Source organism: Pseudomonas sp. JUb42 (assembly GCF_024807945.1).
In the GTDB taxonomy this organism is placed as follows: Bacteria; Pseudomonadota; Gammaproteobacteria; order Pseudomonadales; family Pseudomonadaceae; genus Aquipseudomonas.
The window spans coordinates 54,630-79,045 of the sequence record NZ_JANUFD010000016.1 but is presented as its reverse complement, the minus strand read 5'-3'; the positions used below and the strand labels follow the sequence as shown (position 1 = coordinate 79,045).

Below are 24,416 nucleotides of genomic sequence, written 5' to 3'. Positions count from 1 at the left end.
ACTTATACCCAAAACGAACAAACACATAGATTTTAATTATTTTATTTCATATGGGCCGCCTCTCTATAGTCGCGGCCCAAGGCACGGGGGCTGTTCAAGTGCCGCAAAAGCTGGTTAAAGGCTTCAAGCCAAAACATTCCTAAAACAAGGGGCTCGTATGAATCTGTCTGCCATCCGCCGCACACTGCTCGTTTCCGCCATGGGTCTGGTCATGGGCGCCAGCCTGATGACCCAAGCCACTGCCGGTGAGCAGCTCGCCACCATCCAGAAGAACGGCATCCTCAACGTCGGCCTGGAAGGCACCTACCCGCCATTCAGCTTCGTCGGTGAAGACGGCAAACTGGCCGGTTTCGAAGTCGAGCTGTCCGAAGCCCTGGCCAAGGAGCTGGGCGTCAAGGTCAAGCTGCAACCGACCAAGTGGGACGGCATCCTCGCGGCCCTGGAATCCAAGCGCCTGGACGTCGTAGTCAACCAGGTGACCATCTCCGACGAGCGCAAAAAGAAGTATGACTTCTCCGAGCCCTACACCGTTTCCGGCATCCAGGCTTTGGTACAGAAGAAAGACGCTGGCAAGTTCGACAAGCCAGAAGACCTCAAAGGCCACAAGGTCGGCGTCGGTCTGGGCACCAACTACGAGCAATGGCTCAAGGCCAATGTGCCGGACGCCATCGTCAAGACCTACGACGATGATCCGACCAAGTACCAGGACCTGCGTGTAGGCCGTATCGACGCCATTCTGGTAGACCGTCTGGCCGCCCTGGAACTGGTCGGCAAGACCAAGGACACCCTGTCGGTTTCCGGCGCACCGTTCTCCCGTCAGGAAGCCGGTATTGCCCTGCGCAAAGGTGAGCCGGAACTGCTCGCCGCGCTCAACAAAGCCCTGGATAAACTGCGCGCCGACGGAACCCTGGCCAAGCTGTCGCAGAAGTACTTCAACGCTGACGTGACCAAATGATTGAAGAGAGCCTACAGCTCGCGCTGGACTCCGCGCCCTTCCTGCTCAAGGGCGCGTACTACACAGTAATCCTCAGCCTGGGCGGGATGTTCTTCGGATTGGTGCTGGGCTTCGGCCTGGCGCTGATGCGTCTGTCGCGCTTGCGCCTGCTCAGTGGTATTGCCAGGGTCTACGTGTCGTTCTTTCGCGGCACGCCCCTGCTGGTACAGCTGTTCGTGATCTATTACGGCCTGCCGCAATTGGGGATTGAACTCGATCCCCTGCCGGCAGCGCTGATCGGTTTCTCCCTGAACATGGGTGCCTATGCCTGCGAAATCCTGCGTGCCGCCATCGGTGCCGTGGACCGCGGGCAATGGGAAGCAGCCGCCAGTATCGGCATGACCCGCGCGCAGACCATGCGCCGGGCCATCCTGCCACAGGCTGCGCGCACTGCCCTGCCGCCGTTGGGCAACAGCTTTATCTCACTGGTCAAGGACACCGCCCTGGCAGCCACCATTCAGGTGCCGGAGCTGTTCCGTCAGGCGCAGTTGATCACCGCCCGGACCTTCGAAATCTTCACCATGTACCTTGCCGCCGCCCTGATCTACTGGATCCTCGCCAGCCTGCTCGCGCATTTGCAGAACCGTCTGGAAGCGCGGGTCAATCGGCATGATCTGGAGTCATGAGCATGATAGTGGTCGAAAAGCTGACCAAGGAATTCAAAGGCCAGCAGGTGCTCAAGGGCATTGATCTCAAGGTCGAGGCCGGCGAAGTGGTGGCCATTATTGGCCCCAGCGGCTCGGGCAAGACTACCCTGCTGCGCTGCCTGAACTTCCTCGAAGAACCGAGCAGCGGCAAGATCGTGGTCGGCGACATTGCCGTCGATGGCAGTCGCCCGCTGAGCCAGCAGCAAGGGCTGATTCGCCAGTTGCGCCAGCACGTCGGCTTCGTGTTCCAGAACTTCAACCTGTTTCCCCACCGCACCGCGCTGGAAAACGTCATCGAAGGGCCCATCGTGGTCAAGAAGATGGCCCGGGAACAGGCGCTCGCACTGGGTCGCAAGCTGCTGGTCAGGGTTGGCCTGGCTGGCAAGGAAGAGTCTTATCCTCGGCGTCTGTCCGGTGGGCAGCAGCAGCGGGTAGCGATTGCCCGGGCCCTGGCCATGGAGCCGGAAGTCATTCTGTTCGATGAGCCGACTTCGGCACTGGACCCGGAGCTGGTGGGCGAAGTGCTGGCGACCATCCGCAGCCTGGCCGAAGAAAAGCGCACCATGGTCATCGTGACCCACGAAATGAGCTTCGCCAGAGACGTGGCCAACCGGGTGATCTTCATCGACAAGGGCGTCATCGTCGAACAGGGCGAGGCCAAGGCCCTGTTTGCCAACCCTCGTGAGGAACGCACCCGGCAATTTCTCGAGCGCAGCCGTAACTGATCTGCACCGCAGCATCAAAAAAGCGCCTTCGGGCGCTTTTTTTACCTTGTTTTCAGCCTTGCGAATCACCCTGGATACACACTTGCGCACACCATTTATTGGCAGTACTTAAACACCCTCACATACTGAAAAACTTCTATCCAGCACCATAAAGGCAATCCGCAACACCTGCGGTAGGTCAACCAATAAATAAAAAGTAAATAAACAACCTGACATCCGTGGGAAATTTCCGACTTCACTCTTTCAGCGCATTTTACTCACGCCACTTCTTGACAGCCTCGCAATAACCCCATTAGCTCGGTGGCGGCGAAAGGTTTAACGTCATTGTTTTATTGCAAATATTATCGTCCAACATATTGCAATACCTGTCGTAACTTTCGGTATTCTACCACTCAATACCCCTTAAATTTTCAGTCGCTTTCCCTGTGTATACGTGCGTGTGCCGCCCCTGGAAAAACGACGATCAAGAGTATTCATAAATGGCTTCTAACACCTGCAAGACCACTCCTCCCACCCTGCCAGCCCCCCATGTACCCCAGGCTCATCACCAGGGTATTGGTCGTCTGGCCGCCGCTCACCTGATGGTGCATATCGACCCCTACCCCACCATGGACGAAGGCGATCTTATCGAATTGCTCTGGGGAGGTTGCTACGTGACTTCGAAAACCCTGGACCTGGCTGACATTGGCCAGACTATCGCCTTACGTGTGCCGGAGAGCTTTCTACAGAACGGCAAGGTCAAGATCAGCTATCGGGTCATGAAGGTCGGTGGCCTGCCCGAAGCATCCGCGCCCTGCACGCTCTGGGTCAGGCTGGATCTGCCCGGCGGCCAGTTGCTCGACCCGGACGCCGAAGAAAATCAGGGCCTGGAACCCCTGACACTGCCCGATCCGGTACTGCAACGCGGACTGCACTCCAGCCATCTACTCGATGGTCTGCCAGTCAGCATTGCGCCCTATCTGAACATGGCTGCCCATGACGAAATCACTCTGCGCTGGGGCGACTTGCGCGTGGACCTGCCCGCCATCAGTGCCCGCGAAGTAGGCATGCCCGTTATCTACACGGTGCCGCCGGAGTTCATTCGCGAGGCCTGCGTCGAAGAGGCCCAGGAAATAACCTATTGCATCATTGACCGCGCCGGAAATAACTCGCGCTGGGCTCCGGCGCGCATTATCAAGACTTCCAACAACGCAAAGAAGCCTCTTTAAGGTCGAACACAGCGCAAATGGCCGATACGGCGGACAATCCCTGACACGCTATCCACCGTATCGGCACCACCGCCTTTCAAGACGACGAAAGTTGTGCACTAGCGCACACAGTTATAAACATTCAGATTTGTCCTACTCAACATTGCACTTATACCTACAGCTTTTCCCCGACGCACTTATGACACGCTGCTAGCCTGCATCAGAAACACACGATTAATAACGAGAACAATCATCATGAAACACAAAGACATCGCAGTAGTGTGCATTTTTATTCTGACCCTGACCTATGTCACCGTGCTTTAAAGCAAAGGCTAACATTCGTCTTCTATGCTTATTCCCAAACGTTAGTTTATTTAATTTTTATACACGATTAGGGTATATACACCGGACCACCGGACATCGTTGATTTTCCCCGCCGCAGCCCATGCGGCTTGATACGAGGTTCCCATGGTCATTTCTACGGTCAACCGCACACCACCACAGCAGGGCCGGGACAACATCGCTCCATTGCTGCCCGCCAAGGTCCTGCGCAACGATGCCGACGCCATCGCCGCCGCCCATGAGCTGGCCGCCATTGCCCGAGTCCACGCCGCCCAACGCGACCGTGAGCGCAAACTGCCCTGGGCAGAAATCGAACATTTCACCCGCAGCGGCCTGGGCAGTATTTCCATTGCCCGCGCCTATGGCGGGCCACAGGTTTCATTTACCACCCTGGCCGAAGTATTCCGCATTATCTGCACCGCCGATCCGGCGCTGGGGCAGATCCCGCAGAATCATTTCGGCATTCTGCAACTGGTGGCGGGCTGCGCCACCGAACCGCAGAAACGCGCGCTGTTCCAGAACGTCCTGGACGGCTGGCGCATCGGTAATGCCGGGCCTGAACGCGGCACGAAAAACACCCTGGAGCTCAAGGCCCGGGCCCGGCGCGACGGTGATCAATTCATCATCGACGGACAGAAGTTCTACTCAACCGGCGCGCTGTTCGCCCATTGGGTTGCGGTCAAGGCGCTGAATGACGAAGGCCGTCAAGTGCTGGCTCTGGTGCCGCGCAATACGCCGGGCTTGAGCATCGTCGACGACTGGTCCGGCTTCGGCCAACGTACCACCGCCAGTGGCACGGTGTTGCTGGAGGGTGTGAGAGTCGACGCCGAACGGGTGATCGACAACTGGCGCCAGGCCCTGGTGCCGAATATTCAGGGTGCGGTTTCGCAGTTGATCCAGGCCGCCATCGACGCCGGGATTGCCCGTGGCGCCATTGACGATGCCATCAGCTTTGTCCGCGAGCGCTCGCGCCCCTGGGTGGACGCCAACGTCGAACGTGCCAGCGACGACCCTTATGTGATCGCCGATATCGGCAAGCTCAAGCTCGACCTGCATGCCGCTGAAGCCCTGCTGCGCAAGGCCGGACAAATACTGGATGAAGTCGCCGCCACAGAGATCGACGAGCACTCCGCCGCCCGGGCTTCCATTGCCGTGGCCGAGGCCAAGGTGCTGACCACGGAAATCGCCCTGCTGGCCAGCGAGAAGCTGTTCGAACTGTCCGGCAGCCGCGCCACCCTCGCCGAGTTCAATCTCGACCGTCACTGGCGCAACGCAAGGGTGCACACCCTGCACGACCCGGTGCGCTGGAAATACCACGCCATCGGCGCCTGGAACCTCAACGGCAACCTGCCTGCCCGCCATTCGTGGATCTGAACCAGACCTCTGGAGCACCACCCTATGAGTTTTACTTCTCCCGCCGCCGTGATCGGTGACGACGCCCAGGCTCTGGAAATCGCCACCGCACTGGCTGCACAGTTTCAACGCGACAGTATCCTGCGCGACCGCGAACGCCGCCTGCCCCTGGCCGAACTCGAGCTGTTCAGCCAGTCCGGCCTGTGGGGCATCAGCGTGCCGAAAGCCTATGGCGGCGCTGGCGTGTCCAACGTCACCCTGGCCAAGGTCATTGCCCTGATTGCTGCCGCCGACGCTTCGCTCGGGCAGATTCCGCAAAACCATTTCTATGCCCTGGAAGTGTTGCGGGTAAACGGCAACCTGGCCCAGCAACAGCGTCTGTATGGCGAAGCCCTGCGCGGTGTGCGTTTCGGCAATGCCCTGGCCGAACTGGGCACCCGCACCGCCCATGACCGCACCACTCGCCTAAGCCGCGACGGCGATGGCTATCGCATCAATGGCCGCAAGTTCTACGCGACCGGCGCCTTGTACGCGCAACGCATTCCGACGTCGGTGATCGATGACGACGGCATCCAGCAACTGGCTTTTGTCGCTGCCGACAGCCCCGGCCTCAGTGTGATCGATGACTGGAGCGGCTTCGGCCAGCGCACCACCGGCAGCGGCTCAGTGGTGTTCAACAGCGTGTTCGTGCCAGCGGAAGATGTCGTGCCATTCCAGACCGCCTTCGAGCGCCCGACCACGGTTGGGCCCCTGGCGCAGATTCTTCACGCAGCCATCGACACCGGCATCGCCCGCGCCGCCTATGACGACGCCCTGGTGTTCGTGCGGACCCGCACCCGGCCATGGATCGACTCCGGCAGCGATAAAGCCGTGGACGATCCGCTGACGTTGCACAGCTTCGGCAAACTCGGCGCGCGCCTGAGCGCTTGCGAAGCCTTGCTCGACCGTGCCGGAGAATTCCTCGACCGCGCCCAGCTCGACACCACCGCCGACAGCCTCGCCGCCGCCTCCATCGCCGTGGCCGAAGCCCGGGCCATCAGCACCGAAGTATCCCTGGCCGCCGGCAGCACCCTGTTCGAACTGGCCGGCAGCCAGGCGACCCTGGCCGAGCATGGCCTCGATCGCCACTGGCGCAACGCCCGCGTGCACACCCTGCACGACCCGGTGCGCTGGAAGTATCACACCATCGGCAACTACTACCTCAACGACATCAATCCTCCGCGTCGGGGGACCATCTGATGGCGAAGAAAAAGATCCTGCTCAATGCGTTCAACATGAACTGCATCGGCCATATCAACCACGGCCTGTGGACTCACCCACGGGACAACTCGACCCAGTACAAGACCCTGGAATACTGGACCGAACTGGCCCAACTGCTTGAGCGCGGACTGTTCGATGGCCTGTTCATTGCCGATATCGTGGGCGTCTACGACGTCTACCAGAACTCGGTGGACGTGCCGCTCAAGGAGTCGATCCAACTACCGGTCAACGACCCGCTGCTGTTGGTCTCGGCCATGGCCGCCGTCACCCGCAACCTGAGTTTCGGCCTGACCGCCAACCTCACCTACGAGCCGCCGTATCTGTTCGCCCGGCGCATGTCGACCCTCGATCACCTGAGCCGCGGCCGGGTTGGCTGGAATATCGTCACCGGTTACCTCGACAGCGCCGCCCGGGCCATGGGCCTGAGCCAGCAGGTCGAGCATGACCGCCGCTACGATCAGGCCGACGAGTACCTGGAGGTGCTCTACAAGCTCTGGGAAGGCAGCTGGGAAGATGGCGCCGTGCTCAACGACCCGGCGCAACGTATCTATGCGCAGCCGGACAAGGTGCACAAGGTCCGTCACGAGGGCGAGTTCTATCGGGTCGAGGGTTACCACCTGTGCGAGCCGTCGCCACAGCGCACGCCGGTGTTGTTCCAGGCGGGCAGCTCCGATCGCGGCCTGCAATTCGCCGGGCGTCACGCCGAGTGCGTGTTCATCAGCGGGCAGAACAAGACCGCGACCCGCGAGCAGGTGGACAAGGTTCGCGCCAGCGCCAAGGCCGCCGGGCGCAAGCCTGAAGACATCAAAATCTTCATGGGCCTGAACGTGATTGTCGGCGCCACCGAGCAAGAGGCCCAGGCCAAGCTTGTGGAGTATCGCCAGTACGCCAGTGCCGAGGCGGGCGTGGCGCATTTTGCCGCGTCCACCGGCATCGACTTTGCCGAATACGAACTGGATGAACCGATCCAGTACGTGAAGAGCAACGCCATTCAGTCGGCGACGAAAAACCTCAAGAACAACGACTGGACCCGCCAGCGCCTGCTCGACCAGCACGCTCTGGGCGGGCGCTATTTCACTGTGGTCGGCTCAGCGCAGCAGGTGGCCGACGAACTGGAATCCTGGATCGCCGAAACCGGCCTGGACGGCTTCAACCTGACCCGCATCGTCACCCCGGAAAGCTACGTCGACTTCATCGACCTGGTGATCCCTGAACTGCAACGACGCGGCTCCTACAAGACCGCCTACGACAGCGGCTCATTGCGCGAAAAGCTGTTTCCCGAGGGTGAAGCGCATTTGCCCCAGCGGCATACCGGGGCCAGTTATCGACGGTCAAGTAACTCATAGCCAGCTGAGAGCACAAGGTTTTTTGTGGGAGCGAATTCATTCGCGAAAACGGTATTTCAAAGCACGGAAATGTTTTGGTTGTACTGCCCTCTTCGCGAATGAATTCGCTCCCACATTTCTCAGCGATGAATACATCCATACAGACAAAACAAAACCCAACCTTGCGGAATTCACCATGAACAAACTGATCGCCACCCTGGCCCTGGGCCTGTTATCCCTCACCGCCCACGCCGCCGATGCGCCGTTGAAAGTCGGCACCACCGCCGCCTTCGCCATCCCTCTGGAAGCCGCCGTCGAAGAGGCCGGCAAGCAGGGCCTGAAGGTCGAGCTGGTGGAATTCACCGATTGGATCGCCCCCAACGTCAGCCTCGCGGCGGGTGATATCGATGTGAACTACTTCCAGCACATCCCCTTCCTGACCAACGCCAATGCCGCTGCCGGGACCCATCTGGAATCCTACGCGCCGGGGATCATCAATAACGTCGGCCTGTACTCCAGGAAATACAAAAGCTTCGACGAGCTGCCAAGCGGCGCTACCGTAGCCATCGCCAACGATCCGATCAACGCCGGTCGCGGCCTGCAACTGCTGGCCAAGGCCGGTCTGCTGACCCTCAAGCCGGGCGTCGGCTACAAGGCCACCGAAGAAGACATCACCGCCAACCCGAAGAAGCTCAAGCTGATTCAGGTCGAGGCCGTGCAACTGGTGCGCGCCTACGATGACGCCGATCTGGTCCAGGGCTACCCGGCTTATATCCGCCTGGCCAAGACCTTCGACCCAAGCTCGGCGATTCTTTTCGACGGCCTCGATCACCCGGAATACGTCATCCAGTTCGTGATCCGCCCGGACCACAAGAACGATCCGCGCCTGGCCAAGTTCATCGACATCTATCAACACTCGCCGGTAGTGCGCGCCGCCCTGGACAAGGCCAACGGCAAGCTCTACCAGGCCGGCTGGGAAAAGTGACATGACCGCCATCGCCCAGCGTCAGCAGCCCACCGACAACGCGCAGTCCGCCGACAAGGTCGAACTGCATCCTGACCTGAACAACGCTCTGGTTCGATTCATCAACCTGGGCAAGACCTACAACGGCCAACAGGGCCCAGTGCAGGCTCTGCACAACATCGACCTGGCCATCCAGCGCGGCGAGATCTTCGGCATCATCGGCCGCAGCGGCGCGGGCAAGTCGTCACTGATCCGCACCATCAACCGTCTTGAGCAACCGAGCAGCGGCCGGGTGCTGATCAATCAGGTGGATATCGGCGAGCTCAACGAAGACCGCCTGGTCGAGCTGCGCCGCCGGATCGGCATGATCTTCCAGCACTTCAACCTGATGTCGGCCAAGACCGTGTGGCAGAACGTCGAACTGCCGCTCAAGGTCGCAGGCGTGGCCAAGGACCAGCGCCAGCGCAAGGTCGGCGAGCTGTTGGAACTGGTCGGCCTGCAAGACAAGCACCACGCCTACCCCGCGCAGTTGTCCGGCGGGCAGAAACAGCGCGTCGGCATCGCCCGCGCTCTGGTGCATGACCCGGACATTCTGCTGTGCGATGAAGCCACCTCGGCCCTGGACCCGGAAACCACTCAGTCGATCCTTGGCCTGCTCAAAGAGATCAATCAGCGCCTGGGCCTGACCATCATCCTCATCACCCACGAGATGGCGGTGATCCGCGATATCTGCGACCGCGTTGTGGTGCTGGAGCAAGGCAAGGTGGTCGAGCAAGGCCCGGTCTGGCAGGTGTTCGGCAGTCCGCAACATGAGGTCAGCAAAACCCTGCTGGCACCGCTGCAACATGGCTTGCCGGAAGACTTGCAGGCGCGCCTGCATGCACAGCCGCCGCAGCCCGATGCAGCACTGGTGCTGGACCTGCACTTTACCGGCGAGTCCGGCGAAGAGCCCGATCTGGCGGCGCTGTTCAACGCCCTCGGCGGGCAGATTCGTCTGCTCAATGGCGGTATCGAACGCATCCAGGGCCGTCCTCTGGGGCACTTGCTGATAGCCGTGGCGGCATCGCGTTACAGCCGCGAAGAATTGCTCAGTCGTGCCCGGCAACAGGCACAGCATGTGGAGGTCATCGGCTATGTGGTTTGATCGCTTGCTCCAGGGCACCCTGGATACGTTTTTGATGGTCGGCGTATCGTCGCTGATCGCACTGCTGGTGGGCATTCCGTTGGCGGTGATTCTGGTCACCAGCCATAAAGGCGGTATCTACGAGGCACCGAACCTCAATCGCATACTGGGCGGCTTCGTTAACCTGTTCCGCTCGGTGCCGTTCCTGATCCTGATGGTCGCGCTGATCCCCTTTACCCGGCTGATCGTCGGCACCACCTACGGCGTGTGGGCCGCTGTCGTGCCCCTGACCATCGCGGCGACGCCGTTCTTTGCGCGCATTGCCGAAGTCAGCCTGCGTGAGGTCGATCACGGCCTGATCGAAGCTGCTCAGGCGATGGGTTGCCGTCGCTGGCATATCGTCTGGCACGTACTGCTGCCCGAAGCGCGGCCGGGTATCGTCGGCGGTTTCACTATCACTCTGGTGACCATGATCAACTCCTCGGCTATGGCCGGTGCCATCGGTGCCGGTGGCCTGGGTGACATCGCCTATCGCTACGGCTATCAGCGTTTCGACAGCCAGGTAATGGTCACGGTGATTGTGCTGTTGGTGGTGCTGGTGGCGTTTATCCAGTTCGGCGGCGATCGCCTGGCGCGGGTGCTGAACAAGCGCTGAGCTATGCGGCGCAGGGCATTTTGAGTAAGGTCAGCACTCAACGAGCCCTGCGCGAAGCCCCCATGACCCTCGACCGCGACACGCTACAGACCATCACTGCCACGACCCTGGGCCACTACAACCAGGTCGCCGACGACTTTCGCGAAGGCACCCGCGACCACGACGTCAGCCAGAATATCGACGCCCTGCTGCGGCATATCCAGGGCGGCGCGCCACTGCAAATCCTCGACTTCGGTTGCGGGCCGGGGCGCGACCTGCAGACCTTCACCCGCATGGGTCATATCGCCACCGGCCTCGACGGCTCCGAACGCTTCGCCGAAATGGCCAGGGCCGACACTGGCTGCGAGGTGCTGCAACAGAACTTCCTCGAACTGAATCTGCCAGTTGAGCGCTTCGACGGCATCTTCGCCAATGCCGTGCTGTTCCACGTCCCCAAGCAGGAACTGCCCCGGGTATTGCGCGAACTGCACGCAGCCCTGAAGCCCCGCGGCGTACTGTTCAGCTCCAACCCCCGTGGCGACAACCAGGAAGGCTGGAAAGGCCCGCGCTACGGCGCCTATCACGATCTGGAAAACTGGCGGGCGTTACTGACGACGGCGGGGTTTGTCGAGCTTGAGCATTACTACCGGCCAGCGGGATTGCCCCGGGATCAACAGCCCTGGTTGGCGAGTGTGTGGCGCAAGGCCTGAGGACTTAATAATCCAACCTGTGGGAGCGTGGCTTGCCCGCGATGAAGGCGACACGGTCTCGCTACCTGATCAGATCCAGACAGCGTCCCAAAGTGGGTAGTCCCCAACCCGCTCGACCAGACCGGCCCGCACAGGGTTTAACACGATATATCTGGCAACAGCTTTCAGATCGTCCTCCCGGCGAATAGCTCGATCATGGAAACTTGCCTGCCAGATACTACCGGTACGACCTATTGCCGCGCTCACGGCCAAACGGGTGAGAGACTTGGTACGCCCAACTACACGGCTCAGCGAATCACTCCTCAGCTCTAGCAGCCAGTGGAAATGATCAGGCATTACCACCCAAGCCAAAGAATGTACGAGCTGATCGCGTTCAGCTTGCTTGAATTGCTTGGCGAGGAGACATCCCACTCTCCAGTCCGCAAATAACGGCTGTCGATCCAGGGTGTTGGATGTGACCAGGTAAATTCGGCCTTGTTCGCTGTATCGACCGACGCGCAGCCGTCGAGATTGATGAGGTGAGCGCATTCCTTTGCCTCTGAGCTTTATGAAGCTCAGAGGCTAGCTCTGACAGGCGACTGCCAATGGGCAATTGCTTGACGGAATATGTCCAAGACCGAGTTGAGGCCATCGCGGGCAAGCCACGCTCCCACCCGATCTCACTCCGATCCGCTTTCTCAAGGCCCTGGCCAATCATCAGCTGGAGCACTTGCAGGAACAGCGAGCGACGTGAGGGCATAAAAAAACCGCCTGTCAGCAGGCGGTTTTTTGTTGGCTAAACCCTATCCCCGTAGGAGCTGCCGCAGGCTGCGAATGGGTCTGTCTGATACCCCGCTTTTCGCAGCCTTCGGCAGCTCCTACAGGGTCTCATTCCAGATCAGCTGATTCAGCTCCCCGCACCACCATGCGCTTCTTCGAAGAAGTATTCCTTCCAGTCCGTCGCCTTGTTTTTCAGCACGCCCAGTTCATGCAGCTTCTCGGCGTAGATGTAGGTGCGTTGCGGCACGACGGTGAAGTCGATTTCCGGGTCGGCAACGATCTTCTCGACCAGGGGCAGCGGCAGCTTGGATTGTTCGACTGCGATATAGGTCTTGGCCGCCGCAGGCTTGTCGGCCTTGATGATCTTCTCCGCCTCGGCCAGGGCGTCGTAGAACGCCTTGTAGGTCTTGGGGTTTTCGTCGTGGAATTTCTGCGTGGTGTAGAGCACGTTGAACGTGGCCTGGCCGCCGAGGATGTCGTAGGAACTCAGCACTTTGTGCACGTTAGGATTTTCCAGTTCCTGATACTGGAACGGCGGGCTTGAGAAGTGCGAGTTGATTTCCGAACCACCGGCAATCAGCGCCGAAGTGGCGTCCGGGTGCGGCACACTGACCGAGATGTTGTCGAATTTCTTGAAGTTGTCGTTACCGAACTGCTTGGCGGTTTCGATCTGCAAGGTGCGCGACTGGAAGCCTACGCCCGCAGCCGGAACGGCGATGCGGTCCTTGTCGCTGAAGTCCTTGAGGGTCTTCACGTTCGGGTTATTGGTCAGCAAGTAATTGGGCATCGAACCCAGGGAGGCGATGGCCTTGACGTTCTGCTTGCCCTTGGTGCGGTCCCACAGCACCAGCATCGGCGGGATACCAGCGGATACCACGTCCAGAGCACCGGCCAGCAGCGCTTCGTTCATGGCCGTGGCGCCGGAAATGCTGTTCCAGTCGACGGCTATATCCAGCCCTTCCTGCTTACCGTGTTTCTCGATCAGCTTCTGATCGCGAACCACGTCGAGGATCAGGTAACCGATGCCGAATTGTTGCGCGATGCTGATCTTGCCTTCCGCCTGGGCGCCGCTGCTGAGCAGGCCTGCGAACAAACCGATGGTGGCCGCCAGCACGGTCAGTGCGGGACGTTTGAAAGAAGTTGCCATGTTGAGAACCTCAGAAAAATTCGAATGGTGGGTGGTAGTACTCGTTGGAGCAGGGCTTGCCCGCGAACCTGGCGACGCGCAGTGCCAGGCGCAACGCGTCAAGCTTTTCGCGGGCAAGCCCCGCTCCCACAGGTGTCAGGTTTCTTAGCGCTGCATGCCCCAACGCTTTACGGTCAGCTTCTCGACATTGGCGAACAACAGGTTTTCCACCAGCAGGCCAATCAGAATCACCGCAGCCAAGCCAGCGAAGACCTTGTCGGTATACAGCTCGTTACGGTTCTGGAAGATGTACCAGCCCAGGCCGCCCTTGCCCGACGAGGCGCCAAACACCAGTTCAGCGGCGATCAGGGTGCGCCAGGCGAAGGCCCAGCCGATCTTCAGGCCCGCGAGGATCGACGGCAGTGCCGCCGGGATCAGGATGTACCAGACAAAGCGCAGACCCTTGAGGCCGTAGTTGCGCCCGGCCATGCGCTGGGTCTCGGACACACCGAGGAAACCGGCGTAAGTGTTGAGCGCCAAGGCCCACAGCACCGAGTGCACCAACACAAAGATCAGGCTGTTCTGCCCCAGGCCGAACCACAGCAGGGACAGCGGCAGCAAGGCAATGGCCGGCAGCGGGTTGAACATCGCGGTCAGGGTGCTGAGCAGGTCACGGCCCAGTTGGGTCGACACCGCCAGCGTGGTCAGGCCAAAGGCCAGGACAATACCGATCAGGTAGCCCTTGACCAGCACGGTCAGGGAAATCCATACCTTGCTCAGCAGCTCGCCGCTGATGATGCCGTCGTAAAATGCCGACGCGGTTTGCAGGAAGCTGGGCAGCAGCAGGTCATTACCCTGGATACGCGCAGCGATTTCCCAGATAACGGCAAGGGCGATAAGGATCACGCTCTTGCGCACCCAGCTCAACTGCCAGATGCGTTGTAGCAGGGGAATATCACGCGCCAGATCTTCTTGGGTGAAGGGCTGCAGCGTGACTTCGTATTCCTCACGGATGGGGGGTGCAAGGCTCATGGTGCTGATCTCTTGAATACTGGTTTACAACAAACCATCGCGATTGAAATGCGGCTCCCACAGGAGATAAGCGCCAATCAAATCAATAGGCGATTCGAATGTCCTGGAAGCTCAGATCGCGCTCCACCGGGCTGCCGTCGCTTTCGTCGAACAGCAGGCGATGAATGCGTTGCGCGGTGCTCTGGAAGGCCGTGCCGCCGAGGCTTTTCAGGTCGAACTGATGGCTGTTGATCTCGGCCCTTACGCGCCCCGGATGGGGCGACAGCAGCAGGATGCGATTGCCGACGACCAGCGCTTCTTCGATGGAGTGGGTCACGAACAGCAAGGTGAAACGCACTTCTTCCCACAGCTCCAGCAGCTCTTCCTGCATCTTGCGGCGGGTCAGGGCGTCGAGGGCGGCGAAGGGTTCATCCATCAGCAGGATCTTCGGCTGCATCGCCAAGGCACGGGCAATCGCTACCCGCGCTTTCATGCCGCCGGACAGGGTGTGCGGGTAGGCATCGGCAAAAGCACTAAGGCCGACTTTTTCCAGGTAATACCGTGCACGTTCCAGGGCTTCGGGCTTTTTCAGGGTGCGCGAGGCCAGCAGCGGGAACATGACGTTCTGGATCACGGTTTTCCAGGGCGGCAGTTGGTCGAACTCCTGGAATACGACGATCCTGTCCGGGCCAGGCTCGGAAACCTGCTCGCCAGCAAGACGAATCTCGCCTTCGCTGGGTCGGATAAAACCGGCCACCGCTTTGAGCAAGGTCGATTTCCCACAGCCCGAAGGGCCAAGCAGGACAAAGCGGTCGGACGGATCGACTTCAAAACTGACTTGATGGGTCGCCCGCACCACGCGCTCGGGGGTGCGGTATTCCAGGCTGACGTTCTGTACCTTCAGCAGAGCTTCAGGCGCCTGCAAAGGCAGCGCCTGGGCAACCGGGCTTTCGCTGGCCGTGTGGCCTTGCAAAACAGCATTCATGAAACGGTACTCCTGAATCAGAACGGCGCATCACCCTGGATGGTGGTGCGGTGCAGCTTGCGACGCAGGTGTGCAGGGCAACCGGCGGCCAGGTGGATCAGCGAACGGTTGTCCCAGAACACCATGTCGTTTGCCTGCCAGTGATGGCGGTAGATATGTTCGGGGCGCACGCTGTGGTCGTAGATTTCCTGCAGCAGGGCGCGGCTTTCGTCTTCCGGCAGGCCGACGATGCGCGTGGTGAAACCTTCGCTGACGAACAGCGCCTTGCGGCCGTTTTCCGGGTGGGTACGCACGATCGGGTGGGTGACTTCAACGACCTGGGCCAATTGCTCCGGGGTCAGGGTCGGGCGCCAGCTGGCGGCGTTATGGCCTTCGCTGTAGCGCGCGGTGTAGTTGTGCACGGCCGAACGACCTTCCACCGCCTTGCGCAGATGCTCAGGCAGGGTGTCCCAGGCCCGATGCATGTCGGCGAACAAAGTGTCGCCGCCTTCGCTTGGCAGCTCTTGGGCGTAGAGCATCGAGCCCAGGCTCGGCAGTTCCTTGTAGGACAGGTCCGAGTGCCAATATTTGCCCGCATCGCCTAGGCCGACCGGCTGGCCGTTCTCGACGATATTGGACACGATGAGGATTTCCGGGTGATTGGCCAGCAGGAACTGCTTGAGCACATGGATCTGCAACACGCCGAAACGGCGGCTGAAATCGATCTGCTGTTGCGGGGTGATCTGCTGGTCGCGGAAGACCACGACGTGATAGTCCAGATGCGCCTGATGCACGCGGGCAAAATCGGCGTCGTTCAGAGGTTTGGACAAATCCAGCCCGACGATCTCTGCACCCACCTTTTCGGCGAATGGGCGCACGTCGAACGATTGCGCGGCGGCTTGGGCGGACGATGAAGCGAGAGAGGCAGCGGGCATGTGAATTGCGACTCCAGAAGACTGGTGGTTTAGGGAGTCGACTTTATAGATATAAGAATCAGAATTTAAATACCGTTACGGCATATTGATATCACTTAACGAGCTAGCACCCCGCAGACGCAGACTGACTGGGCAGTCAGTCCGGGATTCCGGCCCTTTCCGACGAAAGACCGGGGAGTTTTCCGACAAATGCGAACACAATGCCCGTTACGGGGTCTACGCAGGACGCGTGATAAAGCCCTATAAGAATCAGGAGCATTTCGATATGCCAACCCAGAAGACCTTCAACTACCCCCTCAAGGGCAATCCGGAAGACATGGTCAAACTGTTGATCGCCCTGAACCGCGCGCTCGATCCCCAGACAAATAAAAACGCCGACGCTGCTACCAGCCGTCGGCGTTAATCAGTTCAGCCTGTCACGCGACAATCAGAACGCTGGCACAACCGCACCGTCGTACTTCTTGTTGATGAAGTCTTTGACCTGTTGGCTGGTCAGGGCCTTGGACAGCTTGTTGATGGCGTCGGTGTGGGCATTGTCCTCACGGGTCACCAGGTAGTTCACGTACGGCGAGTCGGAACCTTCCAGAATCAACGCATCCTTTTTCGGGCTGAGCTTGGCTTCCAGCGCGTAGTTGGTGTTGATCAGGTCCAGGTCAACTTCTTTGAACACGCGCGGCAGAATGGCCGACTCCAGTTCTTTGAACTTGAAATGTTTCGGGTTGCTGGCCACGTCTTTGGTGGTCGACAGCGCGTTGGTTGGATCTTTCAGGGTGATCAAACCGTTTTTCTGCAGCAGCAGCAGGGCACGACCGGCGTTGCTGCCTTCGTTAGGCAGGGCGATGGTTGCGCCGTCCGGCAGGTCCTTGATGCTCTTCCACTTGCTCGAGTAGCCGCCAAACGGTTCAACGTGAACGCCTACACCCACTTGCAGGTTGGCACCCTTGCCTTTGTTGAAACCGTCCAGGTAAGGCTTGGTCTGGAAGTAGTTGGCGTCCAGACGTTTCTCGTTCAACTGCACGTTCGGTTGCACGTAGTCAGTGAAAACCTTGATTTCCAGGTCCACGCCTTCTTTGGCCAGCTCAGGCTTGATCAGCTCGAGGATCTCGGCGTGGGGTACTGGCGTGGCGCCTACCACCAGTTTTTCGCCGGCGTGGGCCAGGCCGATCGACAGAGCGGCAGCCAGTGCAGTCAACAAGAAAGTCTTTTTCATATTATGTCCTTGGCGAAAAGCGCCATCGCCACAAAACGACGGCTTATCAGTGAGTTGCCGCACTCTGGTGGCGCGGCGTGAAGCGGACATTACCGAGATTCTTTATTCCAATACAATACTTTTTATTTCAGTGCTTATGCCTTTTTGCTGGGTAGCGGCTAATCGCCACGTGCCCGCTTCAAGGCAGCTCTTGCAGTAGACGCTTCAGCACCGCCAGTTGTTTAAGATCGGCGTCATTCAACAAGCGTCGAATCTGCTCTTCGGGGGACAGGCGTTCAGGCAAACCCAGATGTTGCGCCAGCACTTCATCGCCTGGGCTGACCAGCAGGGCAAAGTGAATAACGTTCTCCAGCTCCCGGGTATTACCCGGCCAACTGTGGGCTTCCAGCGCCGCCTGCGCCGCCTCGCTGATCAGTGGCACGGCAAAGCCCAGGCGCTGGCTGTAGATGCCGAGGAAATATTCGGCCAGGGGCAGGATATCGCCGACCCGCTCGCGCAAGGCAGGCAGCTCAAGCTGGCCTTCACGCAAATAGTGATAGAGACGCTCGTGAAACTTCCCCGCCGCCACGGCTGGCGCCAGGTCGATACTGGTCGCCGCGACCAGGCGCACATCCACCGGGCTTGGTTGGGCGGCGCCGACGCGAGTGACTTCGTGATTTTCCAGGGCCGCCAGCAATTTGGTCTGAATGGCCAGGGGCAGGTCGGCGATTTCATCCAGGTACAGCGTGCCGCCATTGGCCGAGCCGAACCACCCTGCCCGACTGCTCACCGAACCGCTATGGGCCCCCGCGGCGTAGCCGAACAATTCGGCATCGGCGTAGGTCGGGCTGATGGCCGCGCAATTGACTGAGACGAACAATCCGCTGCGGTCACTGCCGCGATGGATCTGCCGTGCCAGCAATTCCTTGCCGGTGCCCGACTCGCCGCGAATCAGCACCGGCAAGGCGCCAGGTGCGCGCAGCTCCAGCTCCTCACGCAAGCGCCGTGAACGCGGGTCGACGAACACCAGAGCTTTGGCGCGAATGCTCAGGGGACTTTTTTCAGCGTCGGGGAAGGTCAGCAGCGGCTGGCCGAGATCAGGGTGAAGGCTCATGGCAAACTCCCGCCCGAGCCAACGATTGACTCAGGCGTTAACTAAAGGGATCGATCGTAGTCGGTAATAGAAACGCGAAACAGGCCGCGTCAATTGAGTTCATGCGCGGCGCCGGGCTTGTTGTTCCATGCGGCCCTGCAGGCGATACAGATAGGCGAAACCCTGCTCCCAACGCTGATGACCGGACTTGACGTTGATATGCCCGGCCTCGCTGAGGATGCCGATCTCGGCGCCCCAGTTGCGGGCAAAGGTCAAAGCGCGCTGGGTGCTGACGGCGGCATCGTTGTCGGAACTGACCACCTGGGTCGGAAACGGCAGCAGATCCGTCGGGATCGGCGCAAAGTTGCGCAGCGCCGGCGGGCAGTTCGGCCGCTCGACGTCGGCAGGTGCGACCAGCAAGGCGCCACGCACCTGACGCAACGACACCAACGGTGCCAGCTTCGCCCAATGCGCCACGGTCACGCAGCCCAGGCTGTGGGCAATCAGGATCACCGGGGTATCGTCGGCGGCGATGCTGCGTTGCAGTTCACCCACCCAGTCCTCGAGACGCGGTTGCAGCCAATTGTCCTGCTCGACCCGCGCGCTATTGGGCAAGCTGTTCTGCCAATGGCTCTGCCAATGTTCGTCAGGCGACCCTTGCCAGCCTGGCACGATCAGATAGCGAATCGATTCGTTATGCATGGGGTCACCTCGTGCATCGTTGCGTTCATGGGGCAAGTATAGGGACGGGATATATATTCGTTAAGGAATAAGAAGCTATTTATTAAGACCCAAAAGAAATATACGAATTAAAAAGCCCGCATAAAAAAAGGGCCACCCCCTGCCTAAGGAGTGACCCAAGAAAACTGCTGTAGTCCCTGCTCACAACGCGTGAGAGCGAGGTTGAAGATAGCGATGCTCTGTTACAAATGCGCTACGGCTACCCCCTCATTTGGCGGTGATAACCGATAATTTGGTAATGCCAGCCTTCTCGATGGAGGCCATGGCCCGCGCCACTTCGCCGTAGTTCACGCCGTTGTCCGCCTGCAATTGCACGCGCACGTCGGGATTCTTCTGCTTGGCTGCAGCCAGGTTGGTCTGCAGCAGATCCGGCTGGATTTCGTCCTTGTTGATGAACAGCTTGCCCTTGTCGTCGATGCTGACGACCAACGGGTCTTTCTGCTCGACCGGTGCCACGGATTCAGTCTTGGGCAGGTTTATCGGGATCGAATTGGTCAAAAGCGGCGCGGTGACGATAAACACCACCAGCAGCACCAGCATCACGTCCACCAAGGGCGTCACGTTGATCTCGCTGAGCACCTCGTCACTGTCTTGGGTGGAGAAGGCCATATCAGGATGCCTCCTTCACTTTCTGCGAGCCTGCAGCCGGCTTGTTCAGCACTGGATGCAGCAGCACGCGGAAGGCGTTTTTCTGCGCCAGGCTGTAGAAGTCGTGGGCAAAGTCGTCGAGGTCGGCAGCCGTCAGCTTCAGGCGGCGCAGGAAATAGTTGTAGACCAACACCGCAGGCACCGCGACGGCGATACCGACGCCTGTGGCAACCAGGGCTGCACCAATGGGACCGGCCACGGTTTCCAGGCTGGCGGAACCGGCGGCGCTGATGCCTTTGAGCGCCGACATGATGCCCCACACAGTGCCGAACAGACCGATAAAGGGCGAGGTGCTGCCGATACTGGCGACGATCGCCAGACCGGTTTCCAGGGAACGGCGCTCACGCACAATCTGTTGACGCAGCGCCCGCTCCAGACGGTCCTGATGATTGATCGAGTGGGCCAGGTCGGTCTGTTGACTACCTTCCTGCACCTGAATCGCCGCATAACCGGCTTGAGCTACCCGCGCTGCGGCGCCGGGCTGGGTGGTCGCCAGTTCGGCAGCGGAATCCAGGCTAGAGGCGGCCCAGAATTGCTTGTGGAAACGCCGGTCCTGACTCTTCAGGCGACCGAACTGCACGCCCTTGAGCAGGGCCAGCCCCCAGGTTGCGACGGAGAAAATCAGCAGCAGCCAGATAACCGCATGCTCAATGGATTCGAAGGGGGATGCCAATACGTTCATGGTCTGTGCTCTCTTGCTTGTGCATGGGTCTGCTGTTGTGACGGATTAACGAATCTTGAAATCGATGGGTACGCTGACCCAGCCATCAATCGGGTCGTTGCCCTGTTTGGCCGGGACAAAGCTCCAACGCTTGACCGCTGTCTGCGCCGCTTCATCGAGTTGCTCGCGGCCGCTGCTCTTCTGGATCTGGATCTCGCTCGGCTTGCCGCTGGCCAGTACATGCACCCGCAACAGCACCGTGCCTTCCCAACCGCGACGCATCGCCAAGGCGGGATATTCCGGCGCCGGGTTATGCAGGTAACCGGCGTTGGCCGATGCCGGGGTAACCGGTGCAGGCGCGGGCGGTGCCGGTGGCGCGGGGGCGGCAACCGGTGGCGCCGGAACAGGCGGCGCAGGCGGTTGCTCGACCGGCTTGGCCACGGGCTTGGGCGGTGGCGGCTTGACCACTGGCTTGGGTTTGGGAATCGGCTTGGGCGGCGGCGGTTTCACGGCCAGTTCGTCTTCCACTGGCGGTGGCGGTTCTACCACCGGCTGCGGAATCGGCTCGGGCGGTGGCGGCGGGGTTTCCACCACCGGTGGCGCGGGCTGGGAAAATTCGATGGTCATGGGCGGGATTTCCGGCGGCACGATCGGCAACACCGGAGCCGGGTTCTGATTGAGGGCATAAATCACCGCGCCGTGCAGAACCAGGGCGAGCACCCCAAGCAATATGGCTTCGCGACGGCTGAGCACACCCTTGGGCGTGCTGTGCAGGCGTGACAACGCCAAAGGCCCGCGCCAGACCCGGCCGAGATCAACCAACTCGCCGTTCGGGGTCCTGCGCCAAAGCACGTCGTGGGCACTGGCAGCGGTCTGGACATTGCCCATCGCTTCACTCCTGCTGTCTTCATAAAAGATCGAGGAGCCTATGATTGGCGACGGCTGCTTAGCGCATAAAGCAATATTTAAAGTTATAAATAGAACTGAATCGAATATCAAAAACCTCAGGTTGACGATGGCCCTTATGAATCAACGCCTGCGCACAAGTGTCATTTCTGCCATGCCTGAAAGGCATTAAAAATATTCTTTTTATGCAGCTCTTTACGTAGATACAGGTCAACCCATACGGCCTATGCTTATGCATTTAAAGCCTAAAAAACACTATAAACCTCTGTTGACGGAATAATCGTTGAGCCATGAAACTGCCACGCTCGCCTTATCGGAAGCTGTCTACACCATGGATCTGCGTCAGCTGCGCTACTTTATTGCCCTGCTCGAGCACCGCAGCTTTGTCCGCGCCGCCGATGCCATGGGCATTACCCAACCCGCCTTCAGCCGCAGCATCCAAGGGCTGGAACAGGAGTTCGGCTGCGTCCTGGTAGACCGCGGCAACAAGGACCTGCGCCCCACCGCCGAGGGCCAGGTGGTGTTGCAGCACGCCCTGCGCCTGGTGCAGGGCGCAGCGACCCTGAGCAATGAAGTCGCGCAGATGAATAAACTCGACGCCGGCGAATTGCGCCTGGGCAGCTGCGCCCTGGCCGCCGAGCAGTTGCTGCCCCAGGCCGTCGCGCAATTCGTTGGTGAATACCCGAAGGTCAGGACCCGCTTTCAGATCGGCGACAGCGAAAATCTGGGGCGCAGCCTGCAACGAGAAGATATCGAGTTTTTCATCGATGATATCCGCACCTTCGAGGCCGACCCCGCCTATCAGACCCTGGCCCTGACCCCACGCCACAGCGTGTTCTTCTGCCGTCCGCAGCATCCGCTGTGCAGCAAGGACAGCCTGTCCACCAACGAGCTGTTCAACTACCCATTGGCGGGCCCGGCACTACCGGCGGGCATGCGCAAGGTGTTGGCCAACCTGAGCGGCAAGACCGATCTGGCCTTGAGTATCGAAAGCCCGCACCTGAGTGCGCTGATCCGGGTCGTGCGGCAGTCCGATGCCATTGGCATCGCCACGCTGCAGGTGCTGCAGGAAGCGTTAGATCGCGGCGAGCTGGCGCGCCTGCACTGGCGTAACCAGCCGCACAACCTGGAAAGCCTGAGCCTGCGCCCCGGCATCGTCAGCCGCAGCGGCTATCGCCTCTCGGTGGCGGCGCAGATGATGATCGAGCGGCTACAGACCCTGGATCAGCTCGGCTGAGCGAACACTCATATAATTTTTCGGGGCAACTTCCGAAAAAAGACCAAAGTACCAATGTGTAGTCTATTTCATACAACGTTATGGGAATTATCTGACGAAGCTCTCAGGTCATCCAATTCATCGATCTGCCGTTACACCTCTCATGTACCCCTGACAGGAGAGACCACTATGAACCTGACTTTCTTCATGGATGCAAATCATTCATACAGACGCGCAATCGAAGTCGCCTATGAGAAGGCCAAAAAAAATGGCGGGGTTGATGAAGTAACTGCGCGGGAGTGCGAATGGATAATCAGCCAGCCGGAGCCGGATTATGTTTATCACGAGGTAGACCTTAGCCCGCGCCTACAGCCGGATGGATGCACATACTATAGAATGCTAAGTGGACGCGATACATGCGAACAAATAAAAATAGATGCCCGTAAGCGCGCAGCACAGAATGTCGCGAATCAAATGGATGAGACATGGAAAGATATCAAGAAGACCGCTGTCGACGTAGAACCTGAGTTATTGAACGAGCTAAGTTTCTCAGTCGACGAAAAAGGCACTATCAACCCCGTCAGCATTTCACGTCCACTCGATGCGAAAACCGAAAAGCTGCTTTTTGAATTACTGAATAATCACTCGGAATTCAAGAAAGTAGCAAAGGAGTATGTCTGGCTACTGGCAGGGCTGGTGGGACTTACGCTAGACGGCTTGTCAGCCCCATATGCCCGGCACTTTGCCGACTCTTGACTACAAGAAAGCTAACAGCATGAAACATGCCGTTAGCCTTTAACTATTACTGGATAAGTTTCATCGTGCAAATTTGAGTGATAGGCACGGGACTGCTGTTGGCAGCTGGATTGCCTCGGACAGACACGTGCCAGTGGCCGGTATTGTATGTGACTTGCCATTTGTTGATGAAGTCATATACCCCGGTAAAAATAGGGGTCACCTGGCGCCCGTGGCAGGCTGGAAAATTCACGTATTCCACGATCCCTCCCGTAACGGTGACGCGCTGCGACTCCGCCATGTTGGCGTTGGAAGGATGTTGGTCATCGGCAGTTATGACAAAATTGACGGTAGCCCCTTCAAGAAGGTGACCCGTTGAGTCCCTGATATTCGTCGCCCACATAATCTGGTCCCTGAATGTTTTTGTCCAGAACTGACTTCCGGTCGGCGGGGCTACTGTTTCGATTCTGACATAGTGCGCGTAGGGGGCTGAGCCGAAATCAATATGAAAGTACTTATCTGGGTGGAAGGGCTCTCCGACAAGGTGAGAAACTCTGAGTTGAACCTTCTGACCGGGGGTCAGCAAGGGCGTGATGACGGAGTCATACTTGGGTGCAGGTTGCCAATGCCCTGCGATGTTATACTCGACATTCCAGTAAGTCCCTTCAGTGCCTCGCAGGACATCGTTGATCATTACCTTCTGGCCGCGCAATGCCGTGAAGCTATAGTACTTCACCTCATTAGCGTTCTTTAACTTATCATAGAGTCGATTTATTTTGTCCGGCAAGTCGATGACTTGAACGGTGGGGGCCTCGACAAGCGCCTCAGTGGATCCTTGATTGTTCTTACTTTCACTTGTGTCAGTTTGCTCGCTGTTGCCTGGTTCACATTCCGGCGTGGGCAAAGCTGTTGAACCATATAAGCCGATTAGCGATAGGAAAAACGAGGTAGCAAGCACTGTCTTTTTAAGAGCGTGACTATTCATTGCAAATCCTTTTTTATATATTATTTTTTCCACGATGATGAGTACCCCGCGATACGCCAGGCACTCTTTAGTAATGTCTATTAGTTATTGTTCAACTAATGAAAGGACGTAATCATTGACTCCAGTCCATGGTCAACCCTGAGGATGTAAGCAAAAGTAAGCGCGCCACATCCTCTGCAGGTA

26 protein-coding genes are annotated in these 24,416 nt (G+C 59.1%); 14 read left to right on the top strand and 12 right to left on the bottom strand.

Features of this window, described 5'->3' with window-relative positions:
• The first annotated feature begins 157 nt into the window (after nucleotides 1-157).
• From tcyJ to M2401_RS27015, 11 genes are all read left to right on the top strand, one after another.
• The gene (gene tcyJ, locus M2401_RS27065) at nucleotides 158-955 is read left to right on the top strand and encodes a cystine ABC transporter substrate-binding protein (RefSeq protein WP_259108231.1); all 798 of its coding nucleotides are present in this window, start codon (nucleotides 158-160) and stop codon (nucleotides 953-955) included.
• Nucleotides 952-1,620, top strand: coding sequence for a cystine ABC transporter permease (gene tcyL, locus M2401_RS27060; RefSeq protein WP_259108220.1), 669 nt, complete (start codon nucleotides 952-954; stop codon nucleotides 1,618-1,620). The genes tcyJ and tcyL overlap by 4 nt, the downstream gene beginning before the upstream one ends.
• Before the next feature lie 2 nt (nucleotides 1,621-1,622).
• Entirely contained in the window at nucleotides 1,623-2,366 is a 744-nt protein-coding gene (gene tcyN, locus M2401_RS27055) for an L-cystine ABC transporter ATP-binding protein TcyN (protein ID WP_259108218.1), read from the top strand.
• A 479-nt stretch (nucleotides 2,367-2,845) separates the two neighbouring features.
• Nucleotides 2,846-3,574 (top strand): hypothetical protein, encoded by a 729-nt coding sequence (locus M2401_RS27050; protein WP_259108215.1) that lies wholly within the window; start codon nucleotides 2,846-2,848, stop codon nucleotides 3,572-3,574.
• A gap of 447 nt (nucleotides 3,575-4,021) precedes the next feature.
• Nucleotides 4,022-5,269 carry an SfnB family sulfur acquisition oxidoreductase gene (locus M2401_RS27045; protein WP_259108212.1) on the top strand — a complete coding sequence of 416 codons (1,248 nt, stop codon included), beginning with the start codon at nucleotides 4,022-4,024 and terminating at the stop codon, nucleotides 5,267-5,269.
• Nucleotides 5,270-5,293: 24 nt separating this feature from the next.
• Complete coding sequence (locus M2401_RS27040; RefSeq protein ID WP_259108210.1) at nucleotides 5,294-6,487, top strand: SfnB family sulfur acquisition oxidoreductase; 1,194 nt, start codon at nucleotides 5,294-5,296, stop codon at nucleotides 6,485-6,487.
• Nucleotides 6,487-7,854, top strand: coding sequence for an LLM class flavin-dependent oxidoreductase (locus tag M2401_RS27035; protein WP_259108207.1), 1,368 nt, complete (start codon nucleotides 6,487-6,489; stop codon nucleotides 7,852-7,854). Before M2401_RS27040 ends, M2401_RS27035 begins: the two co-directional genes overlap by 1 nt.
• Before the next feature lie 175 nt (nucleotides 7,855-8,029).
• Nucleotides 8,030-8,818: a MetQ/NlpA family ABC transporter substrate-binding protein gene (locus M2401_RS27030; RefSeq protein WP_259108204.1), complete on the top strand. Its 789-nt coding sequence runs from the start codon at nucleotides 8,030-8,032 to the stop codon at nucleotides 8,816-8,818.
• A gap of 1 nt (nucleotide 8,819) precedes the next feature.
• A complete protein-coding gene (locus M2401_RS27025) occupies nucleotides 8,820-9,941 on the top strand; it encodes a methionine ABC transporter ATP-binding protein (protein ID WP_259108202.1) in 1,122 nt (373 codons plus the stop codon).
• Entirely contained in the window at nucleotides 9,931-10,575 is a 645-nt protein-coding gene (locus M2401_RS27020) for a methionine ABC transporter permease (protein WP_259108199.1), read from the top strand. Before M2401_RS27025 ends, M2401_RS27020 begins: the two co-directional genes overlap by 11 nt.
• A gap of 62 nt (nucleotides 10,576-10,637) precedes the next feature.
• Nucleotides 10,638-11,264: a bifunctional 2-polyprenyl-6-hydroxyphenol methylase/3-demethylubiquinol 3-O-methyltransferase UbiG gene (locus tag M2401_RS27015; RefSeq protein WP_259108198.1), complete on the top strand. Its 627-nt coding sequence runs from the start codon at nucleotides 10,638-10,640 to the stop codon at nucleotides 11,262-11,264.
• 69 nt (nucleotides 11,265-11,333) lie between these two features.
• Here the strand turns inward: M2401_RS27015 and M2401_RS27010 are convergent, their stop codons facing one another.
• The 5 genes from M2401_RS27010 to M2401_RS26990 form a co-directional block, all read right to left on the bottom strand.
• Nucleotides 11,334-11,792, bottom strand: a complete 459-nt coding sequence (locus M2401_RS27010; RefSeq protein WP_259108195.1) for an REP-associated tyrosine transposase — start codon at nucleotides 11,790-11,792, stop codon at nucleotides 11,334-11,336.
• 358 nt (nucleotides 11,793-12,150) lie between these two features.
• Nucleotides 12,151-13,170: an ABC transporter substrate-binding protein gene (locus M2401_RS27005; RefSeq protein WP_259108193.1), complete on the bottom strand. Its 1,020-nt coding sequence runs from the start codon at nucleotides 13,168-13,170 to the stop codon at nucleotides 12,151-12,153.
• A 144-nt stretch (nucleotides 13,171-13,314) separates the two neighbouring features.
• A complete protein-coding gene (locus tag M2401_RS27000; protein WP_259108191.1) occupies nucleotides 13,315-14,181 on the bottom strand; it encodes an ABC transporter permease in 867 nt (288 codons plus the stop codon).
• 82 nt (nucleotides 14,182-14,263) lie between these two features.
• Nucleotides 14,264-15,145, bottom strand: coding sequence for an ABC transporter ATP-binding protein (locus M2401_RS26995; RefSeq protein WP_259108188.1), 882 nt, complete (start codon nucleotides 15,143-15,145; stop codon nucleotides 14,264-14,266).
• Between the two features lie 17 nt (nucleotides 15,146-15,162).
• Nucleotides 15,163-16,059, bottom strand: coding sequence for a TauD/TfdA family dioxygenase (locus M2401_RS26990; protein ID WP_259108185.1), 897 nt, complete (start codon nucleotides 16,057-16,059; stop codon nucleotides 15,163-15,165).
• Nucleotides 16,060-16,324: 265 nt separating this feature from the next.
• Between M2401_RS26990 and M2401_RS26985 the strand changes: the two genes are divergently transcribed.
• Nucleotides 16,325-16,462 carry a hypothetical protein gene (locus M2401_RS26985; RefSeq protein ID WP_259108182.1) on the top strand — a complete coding sequence of 46 codons (138 nt, stop codon included), beginning with the start codon at nucleotides 16,325-16,327 and terminating at the stop codon, nucleotides 16,460-16,462.
• Nucleotides 16,463-16,486: 24 nt separating this feature from the next.
• Here M2401_RS26985 and M2401_RS26980 read toward each other — a convergent pair whose 3' ends face one another.
• The 6 genes from M2401_RS26980 to M2401_RS26955 all read right to left on the bottom strand — a co-directional run bounded on the left by M2401_RS26980 (nucleotide 16,487) and on the right by M2401_RS26955 (nucleotide 21,279).
• Nucleotides 16,487-17,269: a MetQ/NlpA family ABC transporter substrate-binding protein gene (locus tag M2401_RS26980; RefSeq protein WP_259108180.1), complete on the bottom strand. Its 783-nt coding sequence runs from the start codon at nucleotides 17,267-17,269 to the stop codon at nucleotides 16,487-16,489.
• Between the two features lie 178 nt (nucleotides 17,270-17,447).
• Nucleotides 17,448-18,362, bottom strand: coding sequence for a sigma 54-interacting transcriptional regulator (locus M2401_RS26975; protein WP_259108177.1), 915 nt, complete (start codon nucleotides 18,360-18,362; stop codon nucleotides 17,448-17,450).
• A gap of 99 nt (nucleotides 18,363-18,461) precedes the next feature.
• Nucleotides 18,462-19,043 (bottom strand): alpha/beta hydrolase, encoded by a 582-nt coding sequence (locus M2401_RS26970; protein ID WP_259108174.1) that lies wholly within the window; start codon nucleotides 19,041-19,043, stop codon nucleotides 18,462-18,464.
• Between the two features lie 246 nt (nucleotides 19,044-19,289).
• On the bottom strand, nucleotides 19,290-19,691 hold the full coding sequence (locus M2401_RS26965; RefSeq protein WP_259108171.1) for a biopolymer transporter ExbD: 402 nt from the start codon (nucleotides 19,689-19,691) through the stop codon (nucleotides 19,290-19,292).
• 1 nt (nucleotide 19,692) lies between these two features.
• Nucleotides 19,693-20,412 carry a MotA/TolQ/ExbB proton channel family protein gene (locus M2401_RS26960; protein ID WP_259108169.1) on the bottom strand — a complete coding sequence of 240 codons (720 nt, stop codon included), beginning with the start codon at nucleotides 20,410-20,412 and terminating at the stop codon, nucleotides 19,693-19,695.
• A 45-nt stretch (nucleotides 20,413-20,457) separates the two neighbouring features.
• Nucleotides 20,458-21,279 carry an energy transducer TonB gene (locus tag M2401_RS26955; protein ID WP_259108166.1) on the bottom strand — a complete coding sequence of 274 codons (822 nt, stop codon included), beginning with the start codon at nucleotides 21,277-21,279 and terminating at the stop codon, nucleotides 20,458-20,460.
• A gap of 349 nt (nucleotides 21,280-21,628) precedes the next feature.
• Between M2401_RS26955 and M2401_RS26950 the strand changes: the two genes are divergently transcribed.
• Nucleotides 21,629-22,534: a LysR family transcriptional regulator gene (locus M2401_RS26950; RefSeq protein WP_259108504.1), complete on the top strand. Its 906-nt coding sequence runs from the start codon at nucleotides 21,629-21,631 to the stop codon at nucleotides 22,532-22,534.
• A gap of 168 nt (nucleotides 22,535-22,702) precedes the next feature.
• On the top strand, nucleotides 22,703-23,269 hold the full coding sequence (locus M2401_RS26945) for a hypothetical protein (RefSeq protein ID WP_259108163.1): 567 nt from the start codon (nucleotides 22,703-22,705) through the stop codon (nucleotides 23,267-23,269).
• Nucleotides 23,270-23,315: 46 nt separating this feature from the next.
• On the opposite strand, the gene M2401_RS26940 is transcribed toward M2401_RS26945, so the two are convergent.
• Nucleotides 23,316-24,233, bottom strand: a complete 918-nt coding sequence (locus tag M2401_RS26940; protein ID WP_259108161.1) for a hypothetical protein — start codon at nucleotides 24,231-24,233, stop codon at nucleotides 23,316-23,318.
• Nucleotides 24,234-24,416: the final 183 nt, after the last annotated feature.

Coding starts and splice junctions, on each gene's coding strand:
- M2401_RS27030 (WP_259108204.1), top strand. CDS start 8,030: ATGAACAAACTGATCGCCACCCTGGCCCTGGGCCTGTTATCCCTCACC.
- M2401_RS26985 (WP_259108182.1), top strand. CDS start 16,325: ATGCCAACCCAGAAGACCTTCAACTACCCCCTCAAGGGCAATCCGGAA.
- M2401_RS26940 (WP_259108161.1), bottom strand. CDS start 24,233: ATGAATAGTCACGCTCTTAAAAAGACAGTGCTTGCTACCTCGTTTTTC.
- M2401_RS27005 (WP_259108193.1), bottom strand. CDS start 13,170: ATGGCAACTTCTTTCAAACGTCCCGCACTGACCGTGCTGGCGGCCACC.
- M2401_RS26945 (WP_259108163.1), top strand. CDS start 22,703: ATGAACCTGACTTTCTTCATGGATGCAAATCATTCATACAGACGCGCA.
- tcyJ (WP_259108231.1), top strand. CDS start 158: ATGAATCTGTCTGCCATCCGCCGCACACTGCTCGTTTCCGCCATGGGT.
- M2401_RS26995 (WP_259108188.1), bottom strand. CDS start 15,145: ATGAATGCTGTTTTGCAAGGCCACACGGCCAGCGAAAGCCCGGTTGCC.
- M2401_RS26965 (WP_259108171.1), bottom strand. CDS start 19,691: ATGGCCTTCTCCACCCAAGACAGTGACGAGGTGCTCAGCGAGATCAAC.
- M2401_RS27050 (WP_259108215.1), top strand. CDS start 2,846: ATGGCTTCTAACACCTGCAAGACCACTCCTCCCACCCTGCCAGCCCCC.
- M2401_RS26990 (WP_259108185.1), bottom strand. CDS start 16,059: ATGCCCGCTGCCTCTCTCGCTTCATCGTCCGCCCAAGCCGCCGCGCAA.
- M2401_RS26955 (WP_259108166.1), bottom strand. CDS start 21,279: ATGGGCAATGTCCAGACCGCTGCCAGTGCCCACGACGTGCTTTGGCGC.
- M2401_RS26950 (WP_259108504.1), top strand. CDS start 21,629: ATGGATCTGCGTCAGCTGCGCTACTTTATTGCCCTGCTCGAGCACCGC.
- M2401_RS27020 (WP_259108199.1), top strand. CDS start 9,931: ATGTGGTTTGATCGCTTGCTCCAGGGCACCCTGGATACGTTTTTGATG.
- M2401_RS26980 (WP_259108180.1), bottom strand. CDS start 17,269: ATGAAAAAGACTTTCTTGTTGACTGCACTGGCTGCCGCTCTGTCGATC.
- M2401_RS27000 (WP_259108191.1), bottom strand. CDS start 14,181: ATGAGCCTTGCACCCCCCATCCGTGAGGAATACGAAGTCACGCTGCAG.
- M2401_RS26960 (WP_259108169.1), bottom strand. CDS start 20,412: ATGAACGTATTGGCATCCCCCTTCGAATCCATTGAGCATGCGGTTATC.
- M2401_RS27015 (WP_259108198.1), top strand. CDS start 10,638: ATGACCCTCGACCGCGACACGCTACAGACCATCACTGCCACGACCCTG.
- M2401_RS26975 (WP_259108177.1), bottom strand. CDS start 18,362: ATGAGCCTTCACCCTGATCTCGGCCAGCCGCTGCTGACCTTCCCCGAC.
- M2401_RS27045 (WP_259108212.1), top strand. CDS start 4,022: ATGGTCATTTCTACGGTCAACCGCACACCACCACAGCAGGGCCGGGAC.
- tcyN (WP_259108218.1), top strand. CDS start 1,623: ATGATAGTGGTCGAAAAGCTGACCAAGGAATTCAAAGGCCAGCAGGTG.
- M2401_RS27040 (WP_259108210.1), top strand. CDS start 5,294: ATGAGTTTTACTTCTCCCGCCGCCGTGATCGGTGACGACGCCCAGGCT.
- M2401_RS26970 (WP_259108174.1), bottom strand. CDS start 19,043: ATGCATAACGAATCGATTCGCTATCTGATCGTGCCAGGCTGGCAAGGG.
- M2401_RS27025 (WP_259108202.1), top strand. CDS start 8,820: ATGACCGCCATCGCCCAGCGTCAGCAGCCCACCGACAACGCGCAGTCC.
- M2401_RS27010 (WP_259108195.1), bottom strand. CDS start 11,792: ATGCGCTCACCTCATCAATCTCGACGGCTGCGCGTCGGTCGATACAGC.
- tcyL (WP_259108220.1), top strand. CDS start 952: ATGATTGAAGAGAGCCTACAGCTCGCGCTGGACTCCGCGCCCTTCCTG.
- M2401_RS27035 (WP_259108207.1), top strand. CDS start 6,487: ATGGCGAAGAAAAAGATCCTGCTCAATGCGTTCAACATGAACTGCATC.